General features: G+C 42.6%; 8 protein-coding genes. 7 read left to right on the forward strand and 1 reads right to left on the reverse strand.

All coding sequences use genetic code 11. The features are described 5' to 3' along the window. Window positions 1-636: 636 nt before the first annotated feature. Window positions 637-2,334: an asparagine synthase B gene (gene asnB / locus QZU45_RS04225; RefSeq protein ID WP_295351995.1), complete on the reverse strand. Its 1,698-nt coding sequence runs from the start codon at window positions 2,332-2,334 to the stop codon at window positions 637-639. A 365-nt stretch (window positions 2,335-2,699) separates the two neighbouring features. Here asnB and dapF point away from each other — a divergent pair, with 365 nt between their 5' ends. From dapF to QZU45_RS04260, 7 genes are all read left to right on the forward strand, one after another. Then, window positions 2,700-3,575 carry a diaminopimelate epimerase gene (dapF, locus tag QZU45_RS04230; RefSeq protein WP_295351997.1) on the forward strand — a complete coding sequence of 292 codons (876 nt, stop codon included), beginning with the start codon at window positions 2,700-2,702 and terminating at the stop codon, window positions 3,573-3,575. Window positions 3,576-3,577: 2 nt separating this feature from the next. Further along, entirely contained in the window at window positions 3,578-4,798 is a 1,221-nt protein-coding gene (locus QZU45_RS04235; protein WP_295352000.1) for an LL-diaminopimelate aminotransferase, read from the forward strand. Window positions 4,799-4,933: 135 nt separating this feature from the next. Continuing rightward, the gene (locus QZU45_RS04240; RefSeq protein WP_295352003.1) at window positions 4,934-9,310 is read left to right on the forward strand and encodes a DEAD/DEAH box helicase; all 4,377 of its coding nucleotides are present in this window, start codon (window positions 4,934-4,936) and stop codon (window positions 9,308-9,310) included. 609 nt (window positions 9,311-9,919) lie between these two features. Further along, window positions 9,920-11,272 carry an ATP-binding protein gene (locus QZU45_RS04245; protein ID WP_295352006.1) on the forward strand — a complete coding sequence of 451 codons (1,353 nt, stop codon included), beginning with the start codon at window positions 9,920-9,922 and terminating at the stop codon, window positions 11,270-11,272. Between the two features lie 491 nt (window positions 11,273-11,763). Beyond that, entirely contained in the window at window positions 11,764-13,173 is a 1,410-nt protein-coding gene (glnA, locus tag QZU45_RS04250) for a glutamate--ammonia ligase (protein WP_295352009.1), read from the forward strand. 64 nt (window positions 13,174-13,237) lie between these two features. Next, window positions 13,238-17,824 (forward strand): glutamate synthase-related protein, encoded by a 4,587-nt coding sequence (locus tag QZU45_RS04255; protein WP_295352013.1) that lies wholly within the window; start codon window positions 13,238-13,240, stop codon window positions 17,822-17,824. Beyond that, on the forward strand, window positions 17,825-19,273 hold the full coding sequence (locus tag QZU45_RS04260) for a glutamate synthase subunit beta (protein WP_295352014.1): 1,449 nt from the start codon (window positions 17,825-17,827) through the stop codon (window positions 19,271-19,273). It begins immediately after the preceding gene. Window positions 19,274-19,300: the final 27 nt, after the last annotated feature.

Below are 19,300 nucleotides of genomic sequence, written 5' to 3' on the forward strand. Positions count from 1 at the left end.
CAGCTTTGAGTCCTATACCAAAGGTGCAGGTAGAAACAGTATCTTCTGTCAGTCTGAGATGACCCTTGAGAACAGGAAATACCGAACCTTTGCCTCACTGACCTTCGGTTATGAGCATCATAAGAATGCAGATATCTACAACGTTGGAATCAAGGCAGGTCTGAGGTTCTGAAAAAAGGCAGGGCAGTATAATACGCTGTCCTGCTTTATTACAGAGGTAGTTTCAGTATCAATTCAGATTTTCTTCCAGGGATTTAGCTTACATTGTATATATAAATATACAAAATCTTTAAAGATCAACGAGATAATTAAGGGGTGGGATAAAATAGATTCAGTGCCGATTTACATCGACAGAGGTGGTTCTATGTTATTAACTTTAATTAAGGAATAGAAAATGACCTTAGTTAAAAACATAATTCTGGTTCTATTATTACTATGGTGCAATCCAGTGATGTAATTTAGAACCACTTAAGCAAGGTAGAGGACTCGCAATCCTCTACCTTGTCTTTTATTGTAGGACTTAATTTCTTAAATCTCAATATGTTAAGAATACAGCAGTCTTTAGTTTTATGATAAAAAAACAGGACAGTTAAATACTGTCCTGCTGAACGACGAGTTAGTCTATTTTATGCGAAATTACATTTTATGTCCCATTTCATAGGCATTGTCGTGAACATCAGTTACGGTTCTGCCTGAAGGATCGTTCATCTGAGCAAATTTAGCATCCCAGGCTATAGCGGTCTCGGTAGAGCAGGCTACTGACTTGCCGTATGGTACAGTCTTAACTGCTGATGGAAGCTTGAACAGATCCTCGAAGATCTCTCTGTACAGATAAGCTTCCTTGGTAACAGGTGTATTTACAGGGAAGCGGGTTTCACGCTCAGCAAATTTTCTGTCGGATACACTCTTCTCGGCATAATCTCTCAGCGCATCGATCCATGAGTAGCCCACGCCGTCAGAGAACTGCTCCTTCTGTCTCCACAGTACCTCTTCTGGCAGCATTCCGTTAAAGGCCTCGCGCAGTGCTTTCTTTTCGATGGTGCTACCCTGACACATCTTGGCACTAGGCTTGAAGTTCATGGCAATGTCCAGGAATTTCTTATCCAGGAATGGAACACGGCCTTCAACACCCCAGGCCATAAGTGACTTGTTAGCACGCAGACAATCGTACAGGTGTAGCTGATCAAGCTTTCTAATTAGCTCCTCATGCATTTCCTTGTCGTTAGGTGCCTTGTGGAAGTACAGGTAACCACCGAAGATCTCATCTGAGCCTTCGCCTGACAGCACCATCTTGATGCCCATAGCCTTGATATAGCGGGCCATCAGATACATAGGGGTAGATGCTCTGATGGTGGTTACATCATAGGTCTCAATGTGGTAGATAACATCACGCAGGGCATCCAGACCTTCCTGAATAGTGTAGTGAATCTCGTGATGAACTGTACCCAGATAGTCTGCAACCACACGAGCCTTCTTTAAGTCAGGTGCACCTTCAAGACCGATGGCAAAGGAGTGCAGACGAGGGAACCAGGCATCAGTCTTGCCGTCATCTTCCACACGCTTCTGTGAGTAATACTTGGCGATGGCAGATATTACCGATGAATCAAGACCGCCTGACAGCAGTACACCGTATGGAACGTCACACATCAGCTGACGACGAACCGCATCCATCAGACCATCTTTTAGAACCTTAACATCATCAGTACCGTTCTTTACGTTCTCGTACTCGGTCCAGTCTCTGAAGTAGTACTGCTTGAATTCGTAATCGCCGCCCTTGGTGTAGATGTAGTGTCTTGGAGGGAATTCCTTTACAGAATCACAGACCTTAACCAGAGCCTTCATCTCGGAGGCAACATAGAAACGGCCCTCACGGTCAGTACCCACGTACATTGGGTTGATACCCATATGATCTCGGGCTGCAAAAATGGTGTTGTCTTCCTCATCGTAGATAACAAAGGCAAAGTCGCCTACCAGACGGTCGACAAAGTTTTTGCCGGTACGCTTGAATTCCTCATATAAAGGAAGAATAACCTCACAGTCAGAACCGGTCTTGAACTTATAGTCTACGGTAAGTTCGGTCTTTAACTGCTTGTGATTGTAGATTTCGCCGTTTACTGCCAGGATGTGCTTACGGTTTTCATTATATAAAGGCTGTGCACCGTTCTGTGGATCAACGATGGATAGACGCTCGTGAACAACGATGGCGTGTTCACCCTGATAAATACCTTCCCAGTCAGGGCCTCTATGAAGCTGAAGTCTTGAATTTTCAAGAGCTGTCTGCCGTAGTGACTCTGAGTTTTCCTTAATATCAAATATTCCAAATATAGAACACATAACAGCCTCTCTAATCTTGTGTGAATTTCTCTTTATTCTAGTTGGAAATTTTCAACCCTTGTTTATTCAGCACTCATTAGGTGCATTTGACTAAATTAAATGAATAATAAATTAACTAAGGTTTACTGCAAAAATATCTTAATAAACAAGATGTTAATAAAATTTTCAAAAAAAGAGTAAATTTACAAAAACTAAATAAATTCTTTAAAAACAGTGTATTAGCAGAAAAACATGATTTTCTATACACAATTTTATAATGTCCTATTTTAGTGCTATATGCACTTAAAATAAACATTAGATCTAAAATAATTAAAACAATGCTTAAATGTGGTGCAATATCTAAGAATTCAAAACAGGAGCATTTTATGAAATTTACAAAAATGCAGGGCTGCGGCAATGATTACGTATACATGGATACCTTCAGTGAGAAAGTTGAAGACCGTAGCGCTATGGCACAGTTACTTTCAAACAGAAATTTTGGAATAGGTTCAGACGGACTAATTTTTATCAACCCTTCCGACAAGGCCGACTTTGAGATGGAAATGTACAATCTGGACGGATCAAGAGCTCAGATGTGCGGCAACGGCATCCGCTGTGTAGGCAAATATGTATACGAGCATGGCCTTACCGATAAAACCGATTTCATTGTCGATACTCTGGCAGGACTAAAACATCTGCATCTGAATATAAGCGAAGGTGAGGTTTCTCTTGTCAGCGTGGATATGGGCGGAGCAACCATCATTCCTGAGCAGATTCCTGTAAAACCTGATGAGTTTGAGGATTATGCCGATGGTGTCGGTGCTCAGATCGAAGTTTTAGGTGAGAAATACAAGGTTACCCCTGTCAGCATGGGTAATCCTCACAGTGTCTGTTTTATCGATCAGGATGTGGAAGATTTTGATCTGATGAGAATCGGTCCTGCCTTTGAAACTCATCCTGCCTTTCCGGAGAAGGTTAATGCTGAATTCGTAAACATCAGGGACAGAAGTCATATCAAGGTTCGTGTGTGGGAGCGCGGCTCAGGTGAAACCTGCGCCTGTGGAACCGGAGCCTGTGCCTGTGTGGTTGCCGGTGTTTTAAACGGCCTTCTGGAAAAAGAGGTCTTTGTGGAAATGAAAGGCGGTGTGCTCAGGGTTACCTGGGATGAGGTTGAGAACAGGGTAACTCTTGCCGGTCCAGCTGTTACCGTCTTTGAAGGTGAAACCAGAAATATTCAGAAGCCATATAAATTTGCGGAGTAAAAATGCTGAAAGTTAATCAGAATTATTTAAAACTGCCTGGTTCATATCTATTTTCCGATATTGCTAAAAAAGTTAAAGGCTATAAGGAAGAGCATCAGGGGCAGGAGGTTATCTCCTTGGGTATCGGTGATGTTACCAGACCACTGACTCCTACTATCATCAAAGCTTTGCATGATGCAGTGGATGATATGGCGGATATTGAACGTTTCCACGGTTACGGTCCTGATTTAGGTTATGCCTTCCTGCGCGAGAAGATAGCAGAATTTGATTTTAAAAGACGAGGCTGTGAGGTGAGCGCAGATGAGATTTTTGTCTCAGACGGTGCCAAGAGCGATTCTGGAAACATCCAAGAAATCTTTGCTGAGACCTGCAGTATCGCTGTAAGCGATCCGGTATATCCGGTGTATGTGGATTCAAATGTCATGGCCGGCAGAACCGGAACCTACGATCCTGCCTCTACCAGATGGTCAGATGTGGTTTATATGCCTTGCACCAAGGACAATGATTTTGTTCCTGATCTTCCTTCAAAAACTCCTGATATTATCTATATCTGTTCACCAAACAATCCGACAGGCAAAGCTCTAACCAGAGATCAGCTTCAGTCTTTCGTGGACTATGCTCTTAAAAACAGATCGGTAATACTGTTTGATGCAGCATATGAAGCCTATATCTCGGACGAGAACGTGCCTCATTCTATCTATGAGTGTGAGGGAGCTCGTGACTGTGCCATTGAGATGAGATCATTCAGTAAGAATGCCGGCTTTACCGGTGTAAGACTGGGGTACACAGTGGTACCAAAGAATCTTTGTGATGCAGAGGGAAACTCTCTTTATGCCCTATGGTCCCGCCGTCACGGCACTAAATTCAATGGAGCCTCTTATATTCAGCAGCGTGCCGGAGAGGCCGTTTATACCACAGAAGGCCAGAGAGAAATTGCAGGTCTGGTTTTTTATTATATGGAAAATGCCAGAACCATACGTAACGGACTGACTTCTGCAGGCTTTACTGTATACGGAGGTGTTAACGCACCTTATATTTGGCTTAAGACTCCAGATAATATGAGCAGCTGGGAGTTTTTTGACTATCTTCTGCACAAGGCTCAGGTAGTAGGTACTCCTGGCAGCGGTTTTGGACCAAGCGGAGAAGGCTATTTCAGACTGACAGCCTTTGGTTCCCATAAAAATACCAGAAATGCCGTAGAGCGTATAGTATCTCTTGCCTAAAAAAGACCTCATAATCTATCGGCGGATAAGCAGTTATTTTTTACCGCCGATCCCTATAAATATACAATTAAAGTCTTACACATTGTAAAATAAGCCATTCTATTGGTTTTCTTATATTTCGGTGAGTGGATTATCATGAGTCAATACGAAACAGGCAAATTTCCTATTATTACAACAAAGATTACATACTCTAATTTTACAGACGTTTTTGCTGATAAATTTCCATTGTCATCCTACCGTGTGGTTATGTTAGATGCTCTTTTCTCAGGAATAGCGTGCGGAAGGAATAGGATATTCTTCTCACAGGTTGACGCTCTATTCTATGTCAGTGATATTCCATTCCATCGAGATGTTTACAGTGAATGGCATCATACTGGGTGTGACCGGATGCACTTTCGTTTGTCTCAATATAATCTTCCTTCTTATTTAGATGGTACAGAAGAGGCTCGAGAACTTAATTCCAAACTGATAGATGAATTTTTTAAAGACAAAAAACTCTACAAGGCTTTTGTTAATCTTGCTGATAATTCAAAAAAACACTACCGTTATATCAGTTCCTATGATGAGGCAAACTTTTATGCTTATAACGAATATTATTATGCAGTCTGTATCAAGATTGGTATCATTAGAAATGACAGTAAATTTATAAAAAATCAGATAGAAAACTTAAACAGAGTCTTTAAATATAGCTATTATGCAGAAGCCTTCGTTTTTAATGCGGTATTTGCGGTTTTAGGTTATTACTCAATTGATGACCAATGGCTGTCATCCAGAGATGATTATATTAAGAACCTGTTTTACAATGCTGCTGTATATGGTCTCATTAATTATGGCTACTGTGATCCTGTAATCTTCTCAAAACCATTTGATAAAAAAATTTTCACAAGGTTAGAGTTCTTTGACGGACCTCTTATTCTCGAAGCTCTCTGCGGAAATCGTAATGCTGCACTCGAATTTATAGACAAAGAAAAACTCGGACAGAGAAAAGATATAAAACTCGGTGTACTTCAAAATAAGATCACACTTGGACTTTTTTATAATTTCAAGGAGCAGCTTGATAAATGTATAAATTCTTATACTAAGACAATCAATGGCTCCATGGACAAAGCCTTTACAGGAAGGAATCTTGGAGGAGTCTGCTGCAGTATCTGGTATCTGTTAAACGGAACAGGTGCTCAAAAAGAGCATCTCCTGCACATGAATGAGTCTGTTTCCTATTCAGAATTCTATGTGGAAAGTAATCTTGGAGCTGGCTTGTCAGGCTTCTATACAATCAAGGCTTTGGCTGCCCTTGAATCACGAAATAATGATCTCTGTAGTAAATATCTTTCTTATGCCGAATCACAAAAGTATTACAGAAGTTCAAATTTCTTTGACGTCATGCTGCTTGTAGCTTCAAAAATAAGATGCGGTCGTGAGATTAGTTTGGTAGAAAAACTCGACCTTTTAGATGTTTATAAGCGAATTTCTAATTTTGAGGTATTACGTAATATTTGTGCTTCTCTCATAAAGAATTGCAACCTTTTCAGCGAGGAAGAGATAAGCGGTATTACAGTCAATAATCAGAATCGAGAGGAGCCCTTTAATCTTCTGACGTTAGTTCCTGATGTTCCCGAGTGGAAGTACAAGGTAAAGAGTCTTATCGATGTTTTTAATATACCTACTCAGAACACAGTGGAAACAATAAGCAAAGATGAGAAGAAGCTTATCTGGGTACTCTCGGAAAAAGGAAAATTTGTTTACGCCTATGATAGAAAAATCGATGCATCAGGTGAGGTTCAGAAAGGTAAACAGCAATCCCTGTATCAGCTTATCAAGAAAAAGAATGAGTTAGGAAATCTTAGCAAGGATGATCTGCTGCTCATAGGTGAGCTAACACGCATCTACGATATCTGTCATGACAGAAGCGAATATCACTGGAATAGACCTGACTGGATCTCTGCAAAAGAGGTGCTTACAGATAAGATCATCTCCGTTCTTTATTCTGTCAAAGGTCTTTATATTGAAAGTGGCGAGAGAATTATTCCACTTAAGATCACTAAATCTTCCCTAAAATGTAAGCTTAGTGAAAAAGATGGCAAGATCAGTATTGAACTTAATAGTGATCTTAAGAAGAAAATTGGCGACAACCTTAATTATGAAAGAGATTTGCTGATAAAAGAGTCAGAGGATGAACTCGTCTGGTATCATTTGGGCAGAACCGAACTGCAGGCTGCATCTCTGCTACAAGATGGCATAACTCTGCCAAAGAATGAGTTTAACAGCATCATTCCTTTGTGCTACGGAAATAAACCAGTTCTTTCTATTAGTGGTGAAGTCAGCTCATCTGAAGTAGAGGCTAAGAGCAATATTGTAATCCAAATGGAGCATAAGAATGATACCTTCTACGCTCTGGTGGGCGTAAAGCCATTTGGTAGAGCCAAATCCCCTCTTTATTCAGTGGGCTCAGGTCCGGAAGATCCAATTTACAATTTTGTGCAGGCAAAAGACAGTGCTACTGACAGTGGCGCTGAACCTTTAAATGCAGAGAGTTTGACTACAACCATCAAGTGTCATCGTGATTTTAAAGCAGAAAAGGCTGAGCTTGATAAGCTACTCAATGCCTGTCCTACCTTTGCCGACAACTATGAGCAAGGATATCTGACCATTGATAATCTTGAGACCACACTCAAGCTTTTAGAGGAGCTTGAACAGTCCGATGTTGCCTATTCTCTTGAGTGGGCAAAGGGCAACAAAATCAAGGTTTCAAAACCAGTTGATGCCTCGTCTGTGCATCTTAAAATCAGTAAATCAAAAAGTGCCGGAGAATGGTTTGCCATCTCAGGTAATCTTAATATTGATGCTGACAGAACGCTCTCTATTCAGGCCCTTTTAAACTCTCTTAGTGGAAGCCGATTCGTAGAAATCAATGAAGGTGAGTATATTTCTCTGACAGAAAAACTGCGTAAGAAACTTGCTAACCTTAAGATGCTGGCTTCTGATGAAAAAGGTAAGAATCTGCAGTTAAACGCCCTAGTTACTCAGGCGATTGAGCAATCTCTAGAAGGCATGGATGTAGATGCAGATCCAGTCTGGGAAAGTTCAGTTGATAGAATGAAGAAGGCTTTCTCTGCAAGTCCTGTTATTCCTAAACGACTTCAGGCACAGCTGCGTGATTATCAGGTTGAAGGTTATGAATGGATGCAGCGACTTGCAATCTGGGGGGTAGGAGCATGTCTTGCCGACGATATGGGACTTGGTAAAACAGTCCAGACTATAGCTGTACTCTTAAATCAGGTTAAAGAGGGGCCTTGTCTTGTGTTGGCTCCAACTTCTGTCGGTCAGAACTGGAAACAGGAGATTGAAAAATTCGCCCCTACTTTAAACGTAAAACGTTTTGAGGCAAGAGGTCGTGAAGCTTTAGTAAAATCTCTAGGAAAAAATGATGTGCTCATCGTAGGCTACGGACTTTTGAACAATGTTGAAAAATATCTGACAACTTTGACCTGGTCAATGGTTGTATTTGATGAGGCTCAGGCTTTAAAGAACTTTGATACCAAAAGAGCCAAGATTGGCAAGAAGATACCGGCAAACTTCAGACTGGCTCTGACTGGTACCCCTATTGAAAACAGAATTGAAGATCTCTGGTCGCTTTTTAACATCATCAATCCAGGACTCTTGGGCTCGTGGGAAGGCTTCCACGAAAAATTCAGGAATATTGAACCAGGTTCCTCAGAAAGCAAAACTCTAAAGACCATTGTAAAACCATTCCTGCTGCGTCGTCTGAAGAGTAACGTCCTTGATGAACTGCCTTCACGAACCGAACAGAATATCATTGTAGAGATGAATGATGAGGAGAAGGTTTTCTATGAAGATCTAAGAGCCTCACTTGTAGAAGAGCTTGAAAATACAGAGGCAAAAAACAAGAAATTTCTGATTTTGGCCGGACTTACAAAACTCCGCCGTGCCTGCTGTCATCCTCAGCTTGTAAATGCAGATATGGAAAATCTTGAAAAGAGAAGCTCTAAGATTGAACGCTTTATAGAGATATTAAAGAACCTTATTGAGGGTGGACACAAGGTTCTTGCCTTCAGTCAGTTTACAAGTTTCCTTGCTCTTATAGAAAAAGCGCTTAAAGAGGAAAACATTGCCTATCAGTATCTTGATGGTCAGACCCCGGAAAAGGAGAGAGAAAAGCGTATTGAAAACTTCCAGAATGGAGATGGAGATGTTTTTCTTCTGTCCCTGAAAGCAGGTGGTACTGGTATCAATCTTACTGCTGCTGATTATGTGGTCCACCTTGATCCTTGGTGGAATCCTGCTGTTGAAGATCAGGCTTCTGACAGAGCTCATCGACTTGGACAGAAGCGTCCTGTAACCATTTACAGACTGGTATCAGAAAACAGCGTTGAGGAAAAGATCTTAGAACTACATGCTCAGAAGAGAGAACTTGCAGCAGACTTCCTTGAAGGAACCTCAACAAGTGTTAAGAAGATGACTGAGGATGATCTGATGGCTTTACTCAAAGCGTAATTTTCCACAATAAGCTTAAGCTTAGAAAAACGCATTAACCTTAACGACAACGGATTAGTTACCGTTAGGTTTTAGTCGATATAGTATAGTTTTGTAAATGGAGGTTGATTCTGAGTCGGGACATAAGATCCTTAAGGAGTCTACCAAAGGATGAGAACTGAGTTAAGCTATAAGTATCCATTAGGATGATTGTGCCGACATAGTTCTTTGGTTTATTGCCGTCGAAATTCACTCTCTTCTGGGTAGGGATTTTTTTATACGTGCAAAATCAAAATGGCTCATCCCTTATCTGATTAGGATTGAGCCTTATTTTTTTACCATGTTGCTGCAAAACATAGGTGTCAAGTGTTGAGTTTAGATTGAACTGTGATTGCACAACAGTACTGCCAGCAAATACTTAAACAGTATTCTCTCAAAGCGACACGTGGTGCATTACCAGCATTGTCTGTAGCTCAAAATACTCATATATAGCTTCAACGTCTGAATAAGAGCGAGCCACAAAAATTAAACCTGTAACGTAAAGTTCAACCTTATAGCTTGATCATTATTCACAAAATTATCTATAATTAGGTGCATATAATCACATAATTATATAAAAGGAAGTGAAAGATGGAACGTCTGGCTATGCAGGATTTAATCAAATGGAAAGAATTTCCGTATCGCAAACCACTAATAGTCAAAGGCGTTCGTCAGGTGGGAAAGACCTGGCTTCTAAAAGAGTTTGGTAGAAAATTCTACTCCAATACAGCATATTTTAATTTCGATGAATACCCTGAATATAGAGAATTCTTTAGCCATACAAAAGACGTAAAACGAATCATTCCAAATCTGGCTATGGCCAGTGGTCAGGATATTCAGCCAGAAAGGACACTTCTTATTTTTGATGAAATTCAGGATTGTCCGGAAGTAATTAATTCTCTGAAATATTTCTGCGAAAATGCTCCTGAATATCATGTTGCATGTGCAGGCTCTCTGCTGGGAATATCTCTTGCAAAACCATCCTCATTTCCTGTAGGTAAAGTAGATTTTTTGTCAGTTTATCCGTTGAATTTACACGAATTTTTGATGGCAACGGGTAGTGATAACCTAGCAGCTTATCTCAAGGAGTTAGATGAAATTTCACCAATTCCTGAGGCTTTTTTCAATCCCTTAGCTGAAAAACTTAAGATGTTTTTTGTAACAGGAGGAATGCCAGAAGTAGTTAAACAGTGGATAGAGACACAATCTGTAGGACAGATTCAGTCAACCCTAACTAATATAATAAACTCGTATGAAAGAGACTTTCAAAAACATCCAGATATAACACAATTCCCTAAAATAACTAGAATATGGAACTCCGTTCCTTCACAGCTTGCCAGAGAAAATAAGAAATTTATGTACAAAACTGTCAAGGAAGGAGCACGTGCTCGAGAATTTGAAGATGCACTGGAATGGCTGGTGAACGCTGCAGTTGTATACAAAACATATAGAATCACAGCTCCGGGACTTCCCTTATCTGGATATGAGGATCAAAGCTCTTTTAAAATTTATTTATCAGACGTTGGCATTCTAAGACGACTCGCAAAACTTGATCCATCTGCATTCCGCGAAGGAAACAGACTCTTTACAGAATTCAAAGGTGCACTAACAGAAAATTTTGTACTTCAGTCTCTAATTCCGCAATTAGATGCTGCACCACATTACTGGTCAAGAATTAATCCCTCATATGAGGTAGATTTCGTAATTCAGAGAGAAAACGAAATTATTCCAGTAGAAGTAAAGTCTGATACAAATATCAGAAGTCGCAGTCTACAGAAATATACCGAAACATTTAAAGACCAGACAAAGGTCAGAGTTCGCTTTTCAATGAACAATCTAAAAATAGATGAAGATGTATTAAATATTCCTTTATTTATGGCTGATCAGGCATCTCGTTTAATTGGCATAGCACTTCACAAGCATAACAATTCAAATCAGGAATGATTGTGAGCAAAAAATATTCCCTCAAAGAGAACCTGTAATAAAATCTCCAAGCTGATAGATCAAATGTTTTTTTTGCGCATAAAATTCAGTATTGTCTTTTAAAATGGAAAAAAACTGATCAATTCAAGTTACTATTCTTGTGAAGAATCTAAAACTCATAAGAAAGGTGTTCAGGCTTTTAAACTGTTATTTTGCGATTAAATTACTAATAGAGAATGGCATATAAAAGCTATCTGTAGCTTATTAAGCGATCGCTTAACCTCATTTTTCTGGTTCTATTGAATTCTTTGTCTTCCAGTCATGAATAACTGCTTAAAATGAACGTAACATACTGATAATAAATATATTATTTAACAATGCACAATAATAGAACATTGTTGTGAATTATGTGTTAATATTAGTGCAAAACACTTATTTCTTTTGACTCTTAACAATACAAATTTCAAAATCACACTAACTAAACGTGTATTTGAATTTATATGGAGTCAAAAATGGATTTTAAAGCAGTACAGTCGCTTATTGATGAGCATGATGTTGAATTTGCAGATTTAAGATTTACTGATACTAAGGGTAAAGAGCAGCATATTACTCTGCCTATCGACTGTATCAGTGAGAAGTTCTTTGTTCAGGGCAAGATGTTTGATGGTTCATCTATTGCCGGCTGGAGAGGTATCGATAAGTCAGACATGATTCTGATGCCTGATATTGAAACTGTTCAGCTTGATCCTTTCTATGCAGATCCTACTCTGATTATCCGCTGCGATATTCTAGATACCGAAACCCTGACCGGTTATGACCGTGATCCTCGTTCAGTTGCAAAGCGTGCCGAGACCTTCTTAAAGTCAACTGAAATCGGTGATGCCGCTTATTTCGGTCCAGAGCCAGAGTTCTTCCTGTTTGATGATGTTCGTTTCAAGTCCGATATTTCAGGATCATTTGTAGCTATCGACGATGTTGAGGCAGCCTGGAACAGTGCAACTGAATATGAGGGTGGCAACAAGGGCTATCGTCCTGCAGTTAAGGGCGGCTATTTCCCTGTACCTCCTGTTGATTCTTCACAGGATATCCGTTCTGCAATGTGTAAGGTTATGAAACAGATGGGCCTGGTTTTAGAAGCTCATCATCATGAGGTGGCAACTGCAGGTCAGAATGAGATTGCAACCCAGTTCAACTCTCTAACCAAAAAGGCCGATGAAGTTCAGATCTACAAGTATGTAGTACAGAACGTTGCCTACAAGTATGGCAAGACCGCTACCTTCATGCCTAAGCCAATTTACGGCGACAACGGTTCAGGCATGCACTGCCATCAGTCAATCTTCAAGAACGGTGAGAACGTATTCGCCGGCAATCTATACGGCGGTCTGTCTCAGACAGCTTTATGGTATATCGGCGGTATCATCAAGCATGCCAAGGCACTAAATGCCTTCACCAATCCTTCAACAAACTCCTACAAGAGACTTGTTCCAGGTTTTGAGGCTCCTCTAATGCTGGCTTACTCTGCAGCTAACCGTTCTGCTTCAATTCGTATTCCTTATTCAATCAATCCAAAGGCTGCTCATATTGAGGTTCGCTTCCCAGACTGCACCGCCAACCCATATCTGGCTTTCTCAGCAATGCTTATGGCAGGTATCGATGGTATCCGTAACAAGATCAACCCAGGTGAGGCTATTGATAAGAACCTGTACGATCTACCTCCAGAGGAGGCAGCAAATATTCCTCAGGTATGTACCTCTCTTGAGGAGGCTTTGAATTCTCTGGCAGCTGATCATGACTTCTTAACCGAAGGCGGCGTATTTACTCAGGATCTGATTGATTCCTACATTGAATTAAAGCGTGCTGAGGATACCAGAGTTCGTTCAACTCCACATCCAGCCGAGTTTGAGCTTTACTACAGTCTGTAAGCTGTGGTATTTAACTAACTGATAACAATAATATTTTTTATGTATTACCCAAAATAGGTGACAAATGGAAGCAAATCCAGGATTATACAGAAGTGAGTATGAACACGATGCCTGCGGTGTCGGCTTTATTGCCAACATCAAGGGACAGAAATCTCATAGCATTGTAAGTCAGGGACTTGAGATTCTGAAAAACCTTACCCACAGAGGAGCAGTTGGAGCTGATCCTCTGCAGGGCGATGGTGCAGGCATTCTGATTCAGCTTCCAGACAAACTGTATCGTGATGACATGGCAAGCAGAGGTATTATTCTGCCTCCTTGCGGTGAGTATGGTGTGGGCATGGTATTCCTTCCTCAGGAGGAAGCTTCAAGACATGCCTGTGAAGAGGAAATTGAAAGAGCAATTCTGGCAGAAGGTCAGATTATCCTTGGCTGGCGAGATGTTCCTATCAGCAAGGATATACCGATGTCGCCTGTCGTAAGACAGAAAGAGCCGGTCATAAGACAGATCTTTGTGGGACATTCTCCAGACATTCTGGTAACCGATGCCCTAGAGCGAAAGCTTTATATCATCAGAAAGAGTTCTTCAATTGCAATTGCCAATCTGAACCTGAAGCACTGCAAGGAGTTCTATATCTCCTCCTTCTCAGCCCGTACCATTGTATACAAGGGCCAGCTTCTGGCAAACCAGGTCGGAGTCTACTACAAAGACCTCTCTGACAGCCGCTGTGTAAGTGCTGTTGCCATGATTCATCAGCGCTTCTCAACCAATACCTTCCCACAGTGGGCACTGGCACATCCTTTCAGAATGATTGCACACAACGGTGAAATAAACACCTTAAGAGGTAACTTCAACTGGATCAGAGCCCGTGAGAAGAATATATCGTCACCTGTTTTCGGTAAGGATCTGGAAAAGCTCTGGCCTCTTATTTTCCAGGGACAGTCAGATTCAGCCTCCTTTGACAATGTCTTTGAACTTCTGACCATGTCAGGATATTCCCTGGCTCAGGCAGCCATGATGATGATTCCATCCGCCTGGGAGAAAGACCGTCTTATGGACAAGAATCTTAAGGCCTTCTACGAGTATTATGCTGCCATGATGGAGCCATGGGATGGACCTGCAGCAGTGGTGTTCACTGATGGTCGTCAGATTGGTGCAACTTTGGATCGCAACGGTTTAAGACCAGCCCGTTATATAGTAACCAAGGATGACATGGTTATTCTTGCCTCTGAAGAGGGAACGCTGCACATCGATGAGTCGAGAATCGCCAGCCGCCTGAGACTTGAACCTGGCCGTATGCTCTTGATTGATATGGAGCAGGGAAGAATCATTGGCGATAATGAGATAAAGAATCTGATTGCGACTTCAAGACCATATCAGGAGTGGACTGACAAGGTTAGAATCAGACTTACCGATATCAAGGAAAAGCCTGCTACTGAATCCTTAAAGCTAAACAGCAAAGATCTGATGCGTGTGTTCGGCTACACCCGCGAGGATGTGGAGAGACTTCTGAAGACCAAGGCTATTTCAGGTCAGGAACCTGTAGTTTCCATGGGTAATGATGCGCCTCTGGCAATTCTCTCCTCAAAGCCAAGCTGTTTCTATGATTATTTCAGACAGCTTTTTGCTCAGGTTACAAACCCTGCAATTGATCCTATCCGTGAGGAGATGGTTACCTCTCTGGTTTCCTTCATAGGACCTCGTCCTGACCTTCTGAATATCATGGATAACAATCCTCCTGTAAGACTGGAGGTTGATCAGCCTATTCTGAACAGTCAGGAAATCGAGAAGATTAGAAATATCGGTAAATTCACCGGTAACAAGTTCAGAAGTGTGGAACTGGATATCACCTATCCTGTATCCTGGGGCAAGAACGGTATTGAGGCAAGACTTGCTTCCATCAGAGCAGCTGCCGTGGATGCGGTTAAGACCGGCAATAACATTCTGATCCTCTCCGACAGAAATGTAAGCCGTCAGCGTCTGGCTATTCCAGCGCTGCTTGCAACCTCCGCAGTTCATCAGTGTCTGGTTGAAAAAGGCCTTAGAACCAGTACCGGTCTGGTAGTTGAAACCGGCTCCGCCAGAACTGTTCACCACTTTGCTCTTTTAGGCGGCTACGGTGCCGAGGCTATCCATCCATATGTAGCCCTGAATGTTGTAGCTTCCCTGGGCAAGGATGCAAAGCAGTCCGAGCTTTTTGTAGACAACTACATTCATGCTATTGATAAAGGCCTGTACAAGACCATGTCAAAGATGGGAATTTCAACCTATATGTCCTATATCGGTGCCCAGATCTTTGAAGCTGTCGGTCTGTCTTCAGAGTTTGTCGATAAATACTTCAAGAACACTCCAAGTCCTATTGAAGGTGTAAATCTGTTCGATATTGCTGATGAAGCAGTTAAAATCCACAGAAAAGCCTTTGAAAAGGATGCAATTCACGACGATTCTCTTGATCAGGGCGGTGAGCTTAACTGGAGATATGACGGTCAGGAACATATGTGGACTCCTGATGCCGTGGTTCATCTTCAGAGATCAGTTCGCTCCGGAGATTATGAGGAATACAAGAAGTATGCTCAGATCATCAATGATCAGAGCAGGCGTCTGATGACCCTGCGCGGTCTGTTCAGCTTTAAGAAGACCAATCCGATTGATATCAGCGAGGTTGAAAGCGAGGAGAGCATTATCCATCACTTTGCCTGCTCTGCCATGTCTATCGGTGCCATCTCAACAGAGGCTCACACCACCATGGCTATTGCCATGAACCGTTTAGGCGCTATGTCCAACAGCGGTGAGGGCGGTGAGGATCCAAGACGTGATACTGTAATTGATTCAGATACTTCAACCAAGGCAATCCTAGGTGATGATATCGTAGTTGATATTCCTCTGCACAAGGGGGATTCCCTGCGTTCTAAGACCAGACAGGTGGCATCAGGCCGTTTCGGTGTAACCACTGATTATCTGTCAGGTGCGGAACTTATCCAGATTAAGCTTGCCCAGGGTGCAAAACCAGGTGAAGGCGGTCAGCTGCCAGGCCACAAGGTTTCCCCTTATATCGGTAAGCTGCGTCACTCTCTTCCAGGTATCGGTCTGATTTCACCTCCACCTCATCATGATATTTACTCAATTGAGGATCTGGCTCAGCTGATTTTCGATTTGAAACTCGCTAATACCAAGGCAGATATTTCAGTCAAGCTGGTATCAGAGGTGGGTATCGGTACTGTTGCTGCTGGTGTGGCCAAGTGTAAGGCTGATCATATCGTTATCTCCGGTCATGACGGCGGTACTGGTGCAGCTCCGGCCTCTTCCGTGAAGTATGCAGGCTCTGCCTGGGAAATCGGTCTTGCTGATGTTCAGCAGACTCTGGTTATGAACAGACTGCGTTCAAGAGTAAAACTGCAGGTGGACGGTCAGATTAAGACCGGTCGTGATGTCATCATCGGTGCTCTTTTAGGTGCGGATGAGTTCGGTTTCGGTACAGCTCCACTAGTATGTATGGGCTGCACCATCATGAGAAAGTGTCAGAAGAACACCTGTCCTACCGGTATTGCTACTCAGGATCCTGAGCTGCGTAAACAGTTTATCGGCAGACCTGAGCAGCTTGAGAACTACTTCCATTTCGTAGCCCGTGAGGTTCGTGAGCTTTTAGCTGAACTGGGCTTCAGAAAACTTGATGATCTGGTGGGTCATGCAGAACTTCTTGAGAAGAATGAAAAAGCTGAGTTTGAAAAGGCTCGTAATCTGTCCTTTGAGAGAATCTTCTATGTTGATCCAAAGGCTCAGGACAAGTTCCATCATGTTGTCGCACAGCAGCATGATATCGATTCTGCCCTGGATAAGAAGTTTGAGGCAAAGATTGAGACTGCTCTGTCAAAGGATGAGGCAGTTACCATTGAAAGCTCAATTGGCAACACCAACCGCTCCTTTGGTACCTATACCTCAGGTCTTGTAAGTGCCTCTAAGAAGGAGCTTGCAGATGACTTTATCTCCTACAGGCTCAAGGGTATTGCCGGTCAGTCTTTTGGTGCCTTCCTCAAAAAGGGCGTGTCCTTAAGTCTTTGCGGTACAGCCAATGACTATGTGGGCAAGGGCCTGTCAGGCGGTATCATCAGTGTCTACAAGAGCAGCTCCTTTGAGGGTGATCCTCAGAAGAATATTATCGCCGGTAACACCTGTCTTTACGGGGCAACCTCAGGTAAGGCCTTCTTCAGCGGTGTACTGGGCGAGAGATTTGCGGTACGTAATTCCGGTGTGGATGCTGTCTGTGAAGGCTGCGGAGATCACGGCTGTGAATATATGACTGGCGGTACCGTAATGGTACTGGGCAGAACCGGACGCAATTTCGGTGCCGGTATGACCGGCGGTATTGCCTATGTGTATGATCCTGACCATGAGTTCAGATCAAAGCTTGCCAACGGTGATTTTGATGTTGAGAACGTTGTAACAGCCGATAAGGCTGATCCATTGATTCCTCTGCATAAGAACCTGTCTGATGAGGTGATTATTAAGGATTTACTGAAAAATCATCTGAATAATACCTCAAGCAGGATTGCCAAGAAGATTCTGGAGAATTTCTCTTTGGAACTTGGCAACTTCGTAAAGGTATTCCCTCATGAATACATGAATGCCTTAAAGTCTTTAAAGGAGGTAAAGTAAATGGGTTTTGTTAGAGGCTTTATAGAGTTTGCCCGCGTTGACATGCCTCATGTTCCTGTAGAGGAACGTGTGAAGAGCTTCTGTGAAATCTACGGGACTCTTCCTGACGACAAGGCAAAAATCCAGGCAGGCCGCTGCATGGACTGCGGCATTCCTTTCTGTATGCATGAGTGTCCGCTGCATAACGATATGCCTGATTTCAATGATTTTGTCTGTGAGGGTGAATACAAAAAGGCTTACACCGTTTTATCCTCAACCAACAATTTCCCTGAGATCACCGGCAGAATCTGTCCTGCTCTGTGTGAGGAAGGCTGTACTTTAGGTATCCACAGAGATCCTGTGGGTATCAAATCAGTAGAGCGCAAGATTGCAGAATATGCCTTTGAGCATGGCTATGTAAGAGCTCAGACTATCAGTGAGCGCAGCGGCAAGAAAGTTGCGGTGGTGGGCTCAGGTCCTGCAGCCTTAGCTGCAGCTCAGCAGCTGAACCGCTACGGACATGATGTTACCGTCTTTGAGAAGATGAACAAGATTGGCGGTCTGCTGCGTTACGGTATTCCTGATTTCAAGCTGCCTAAGGACGTGCTGGACAGACGTATTGCTCTTTTAGAGCAGGAAGGCATTGTCTTTAGAACCAGTTCCATGGTGGGTTCAATTAAAGAGCTTGAGAACGGTGTTCACAATGATTCTGTAACTGAAATCAGAGGCTCTGAGCTTTTAGAGCAGTATGATGCGGTGGTTTTAGCTCCTGGTTCAGAGACTCCTCGTGATCTGAAGATCCCTGGCCGTGAGCTTAAGGGAATTCATTTCGCCCTTGATTTTCTGATTGCCCAGAACCGTGAGAATAACGGTGACTGTGTAAATCCTATCGATGTTAACGGCAAGAATGTTGTGGTTATCGGCGGTGGTGAAACCGCCTCAGACTGTATCGGTGTCTCCATCAGAAAGGGGGCTAAGTCTGTAACTCAGCTTGACTACCATGAGGAACTGCCTGAAAGTGTGGATATCACCATGGCCTGGCCGGACTGGAGACGCATCAAGAGAACCTCCAGCTCTCATGAGGAAGGCTGTACCCGTCTGTTCTCAACCAATACCCTTGAGTTTAACGGCAAGGGCAAGGTTAAGTCAGTAAAGGTTAACAAGGTTAAATGGACTGCTCCCCGCAAGTTCGAGGGTATCGACGGCACTGAATCCTCTATTGATGCAGATGTAGTTCTGATTGCCATGGGCTATGCTCATCCATCAGCTTCTCTGGTTAAGGAGTTTAATCTTGAGACCGATCAGAGAGGTAATATTCTGGCTAAGACCGAGGGTGAGGATGCCTTCAGAACCAGCAATCCTAAGGTATTTGCCGCAGGCGACGGCCGAAAGGGCCAGTCTTTAGTGGTTTATGCCATTGCCGAGGGCAGAAGGTGCGCTGAGTCAGTTAACGCCTATTTAAAAAAATAAGAGTCCTCTCTTAAGTTTAAAGCTCAT

This window comes from uncultured Succinivibrio sp. (genome assembly GCF_902756765.1).
Taxonomy (GTDB): domain Bacteria; phylum Pseudomonadota; class Gammaproteobacteria; order Enterobacterales; family Succinivibrionaceae; genus Succinivibrio.

Bases quoted from the DNA above. Each gene is read 5' to 3' on its own strand.
- dapF (WP_295351997.1), top strand. From the start codon at position 2,700: ATGAAATTTACAAAAATGCAGGGCTGCGGCAATGATTACGTATACATG.
- asnB (WP_295351995.1), bottom strand. From the start codon at position 2,334: ATGTGTTCTATATTTGGAATATTTGATATTAAGGAAAACTCAGAGTCA.
- QZU45_RS04255 (WP_295352013.1), top strand. From the start codon at position 13,238: ATGGAAGCAAATCCAGGATTATACAGAAGTGAGTATGAACACGATGCC.
- QZU45_RS04245 (WP_295352006.1), top strand. From the start codon at position 9,920: ATGGAACGTCTGGCTATGCAGGATTTAATCAAATGGAAAGAATTTCCG.
- QZU45_RS04235 (WP_295352000.1), top strand. From the start codon at position 3,578: ATGCTGAAAGTTAATCAGAATTATTTAAAACTGCCTGGTTCATATCTA.
- QZU45_RS04240 (WP_295352003.1), top strand. From the start codon at position 4,934: ATGAGTCAATACGAAACAGGCAAATTTCCTATTATTACAACAAAGATT.
- glnA (WP_295352009.1), top strand. From the start codon at position 11,764: ATGGATTTTAAAGCAGTACAGTCGCTTATTGATGAGCATGATGTTGAA.
- QZU45_RS04260 (WP_295352014.1), top strand. From the start codon at position 17,825: ATGGGTTTTGTTAGAGGCTTTATAGAGTTTGCCCGCGTTGACATGCCT.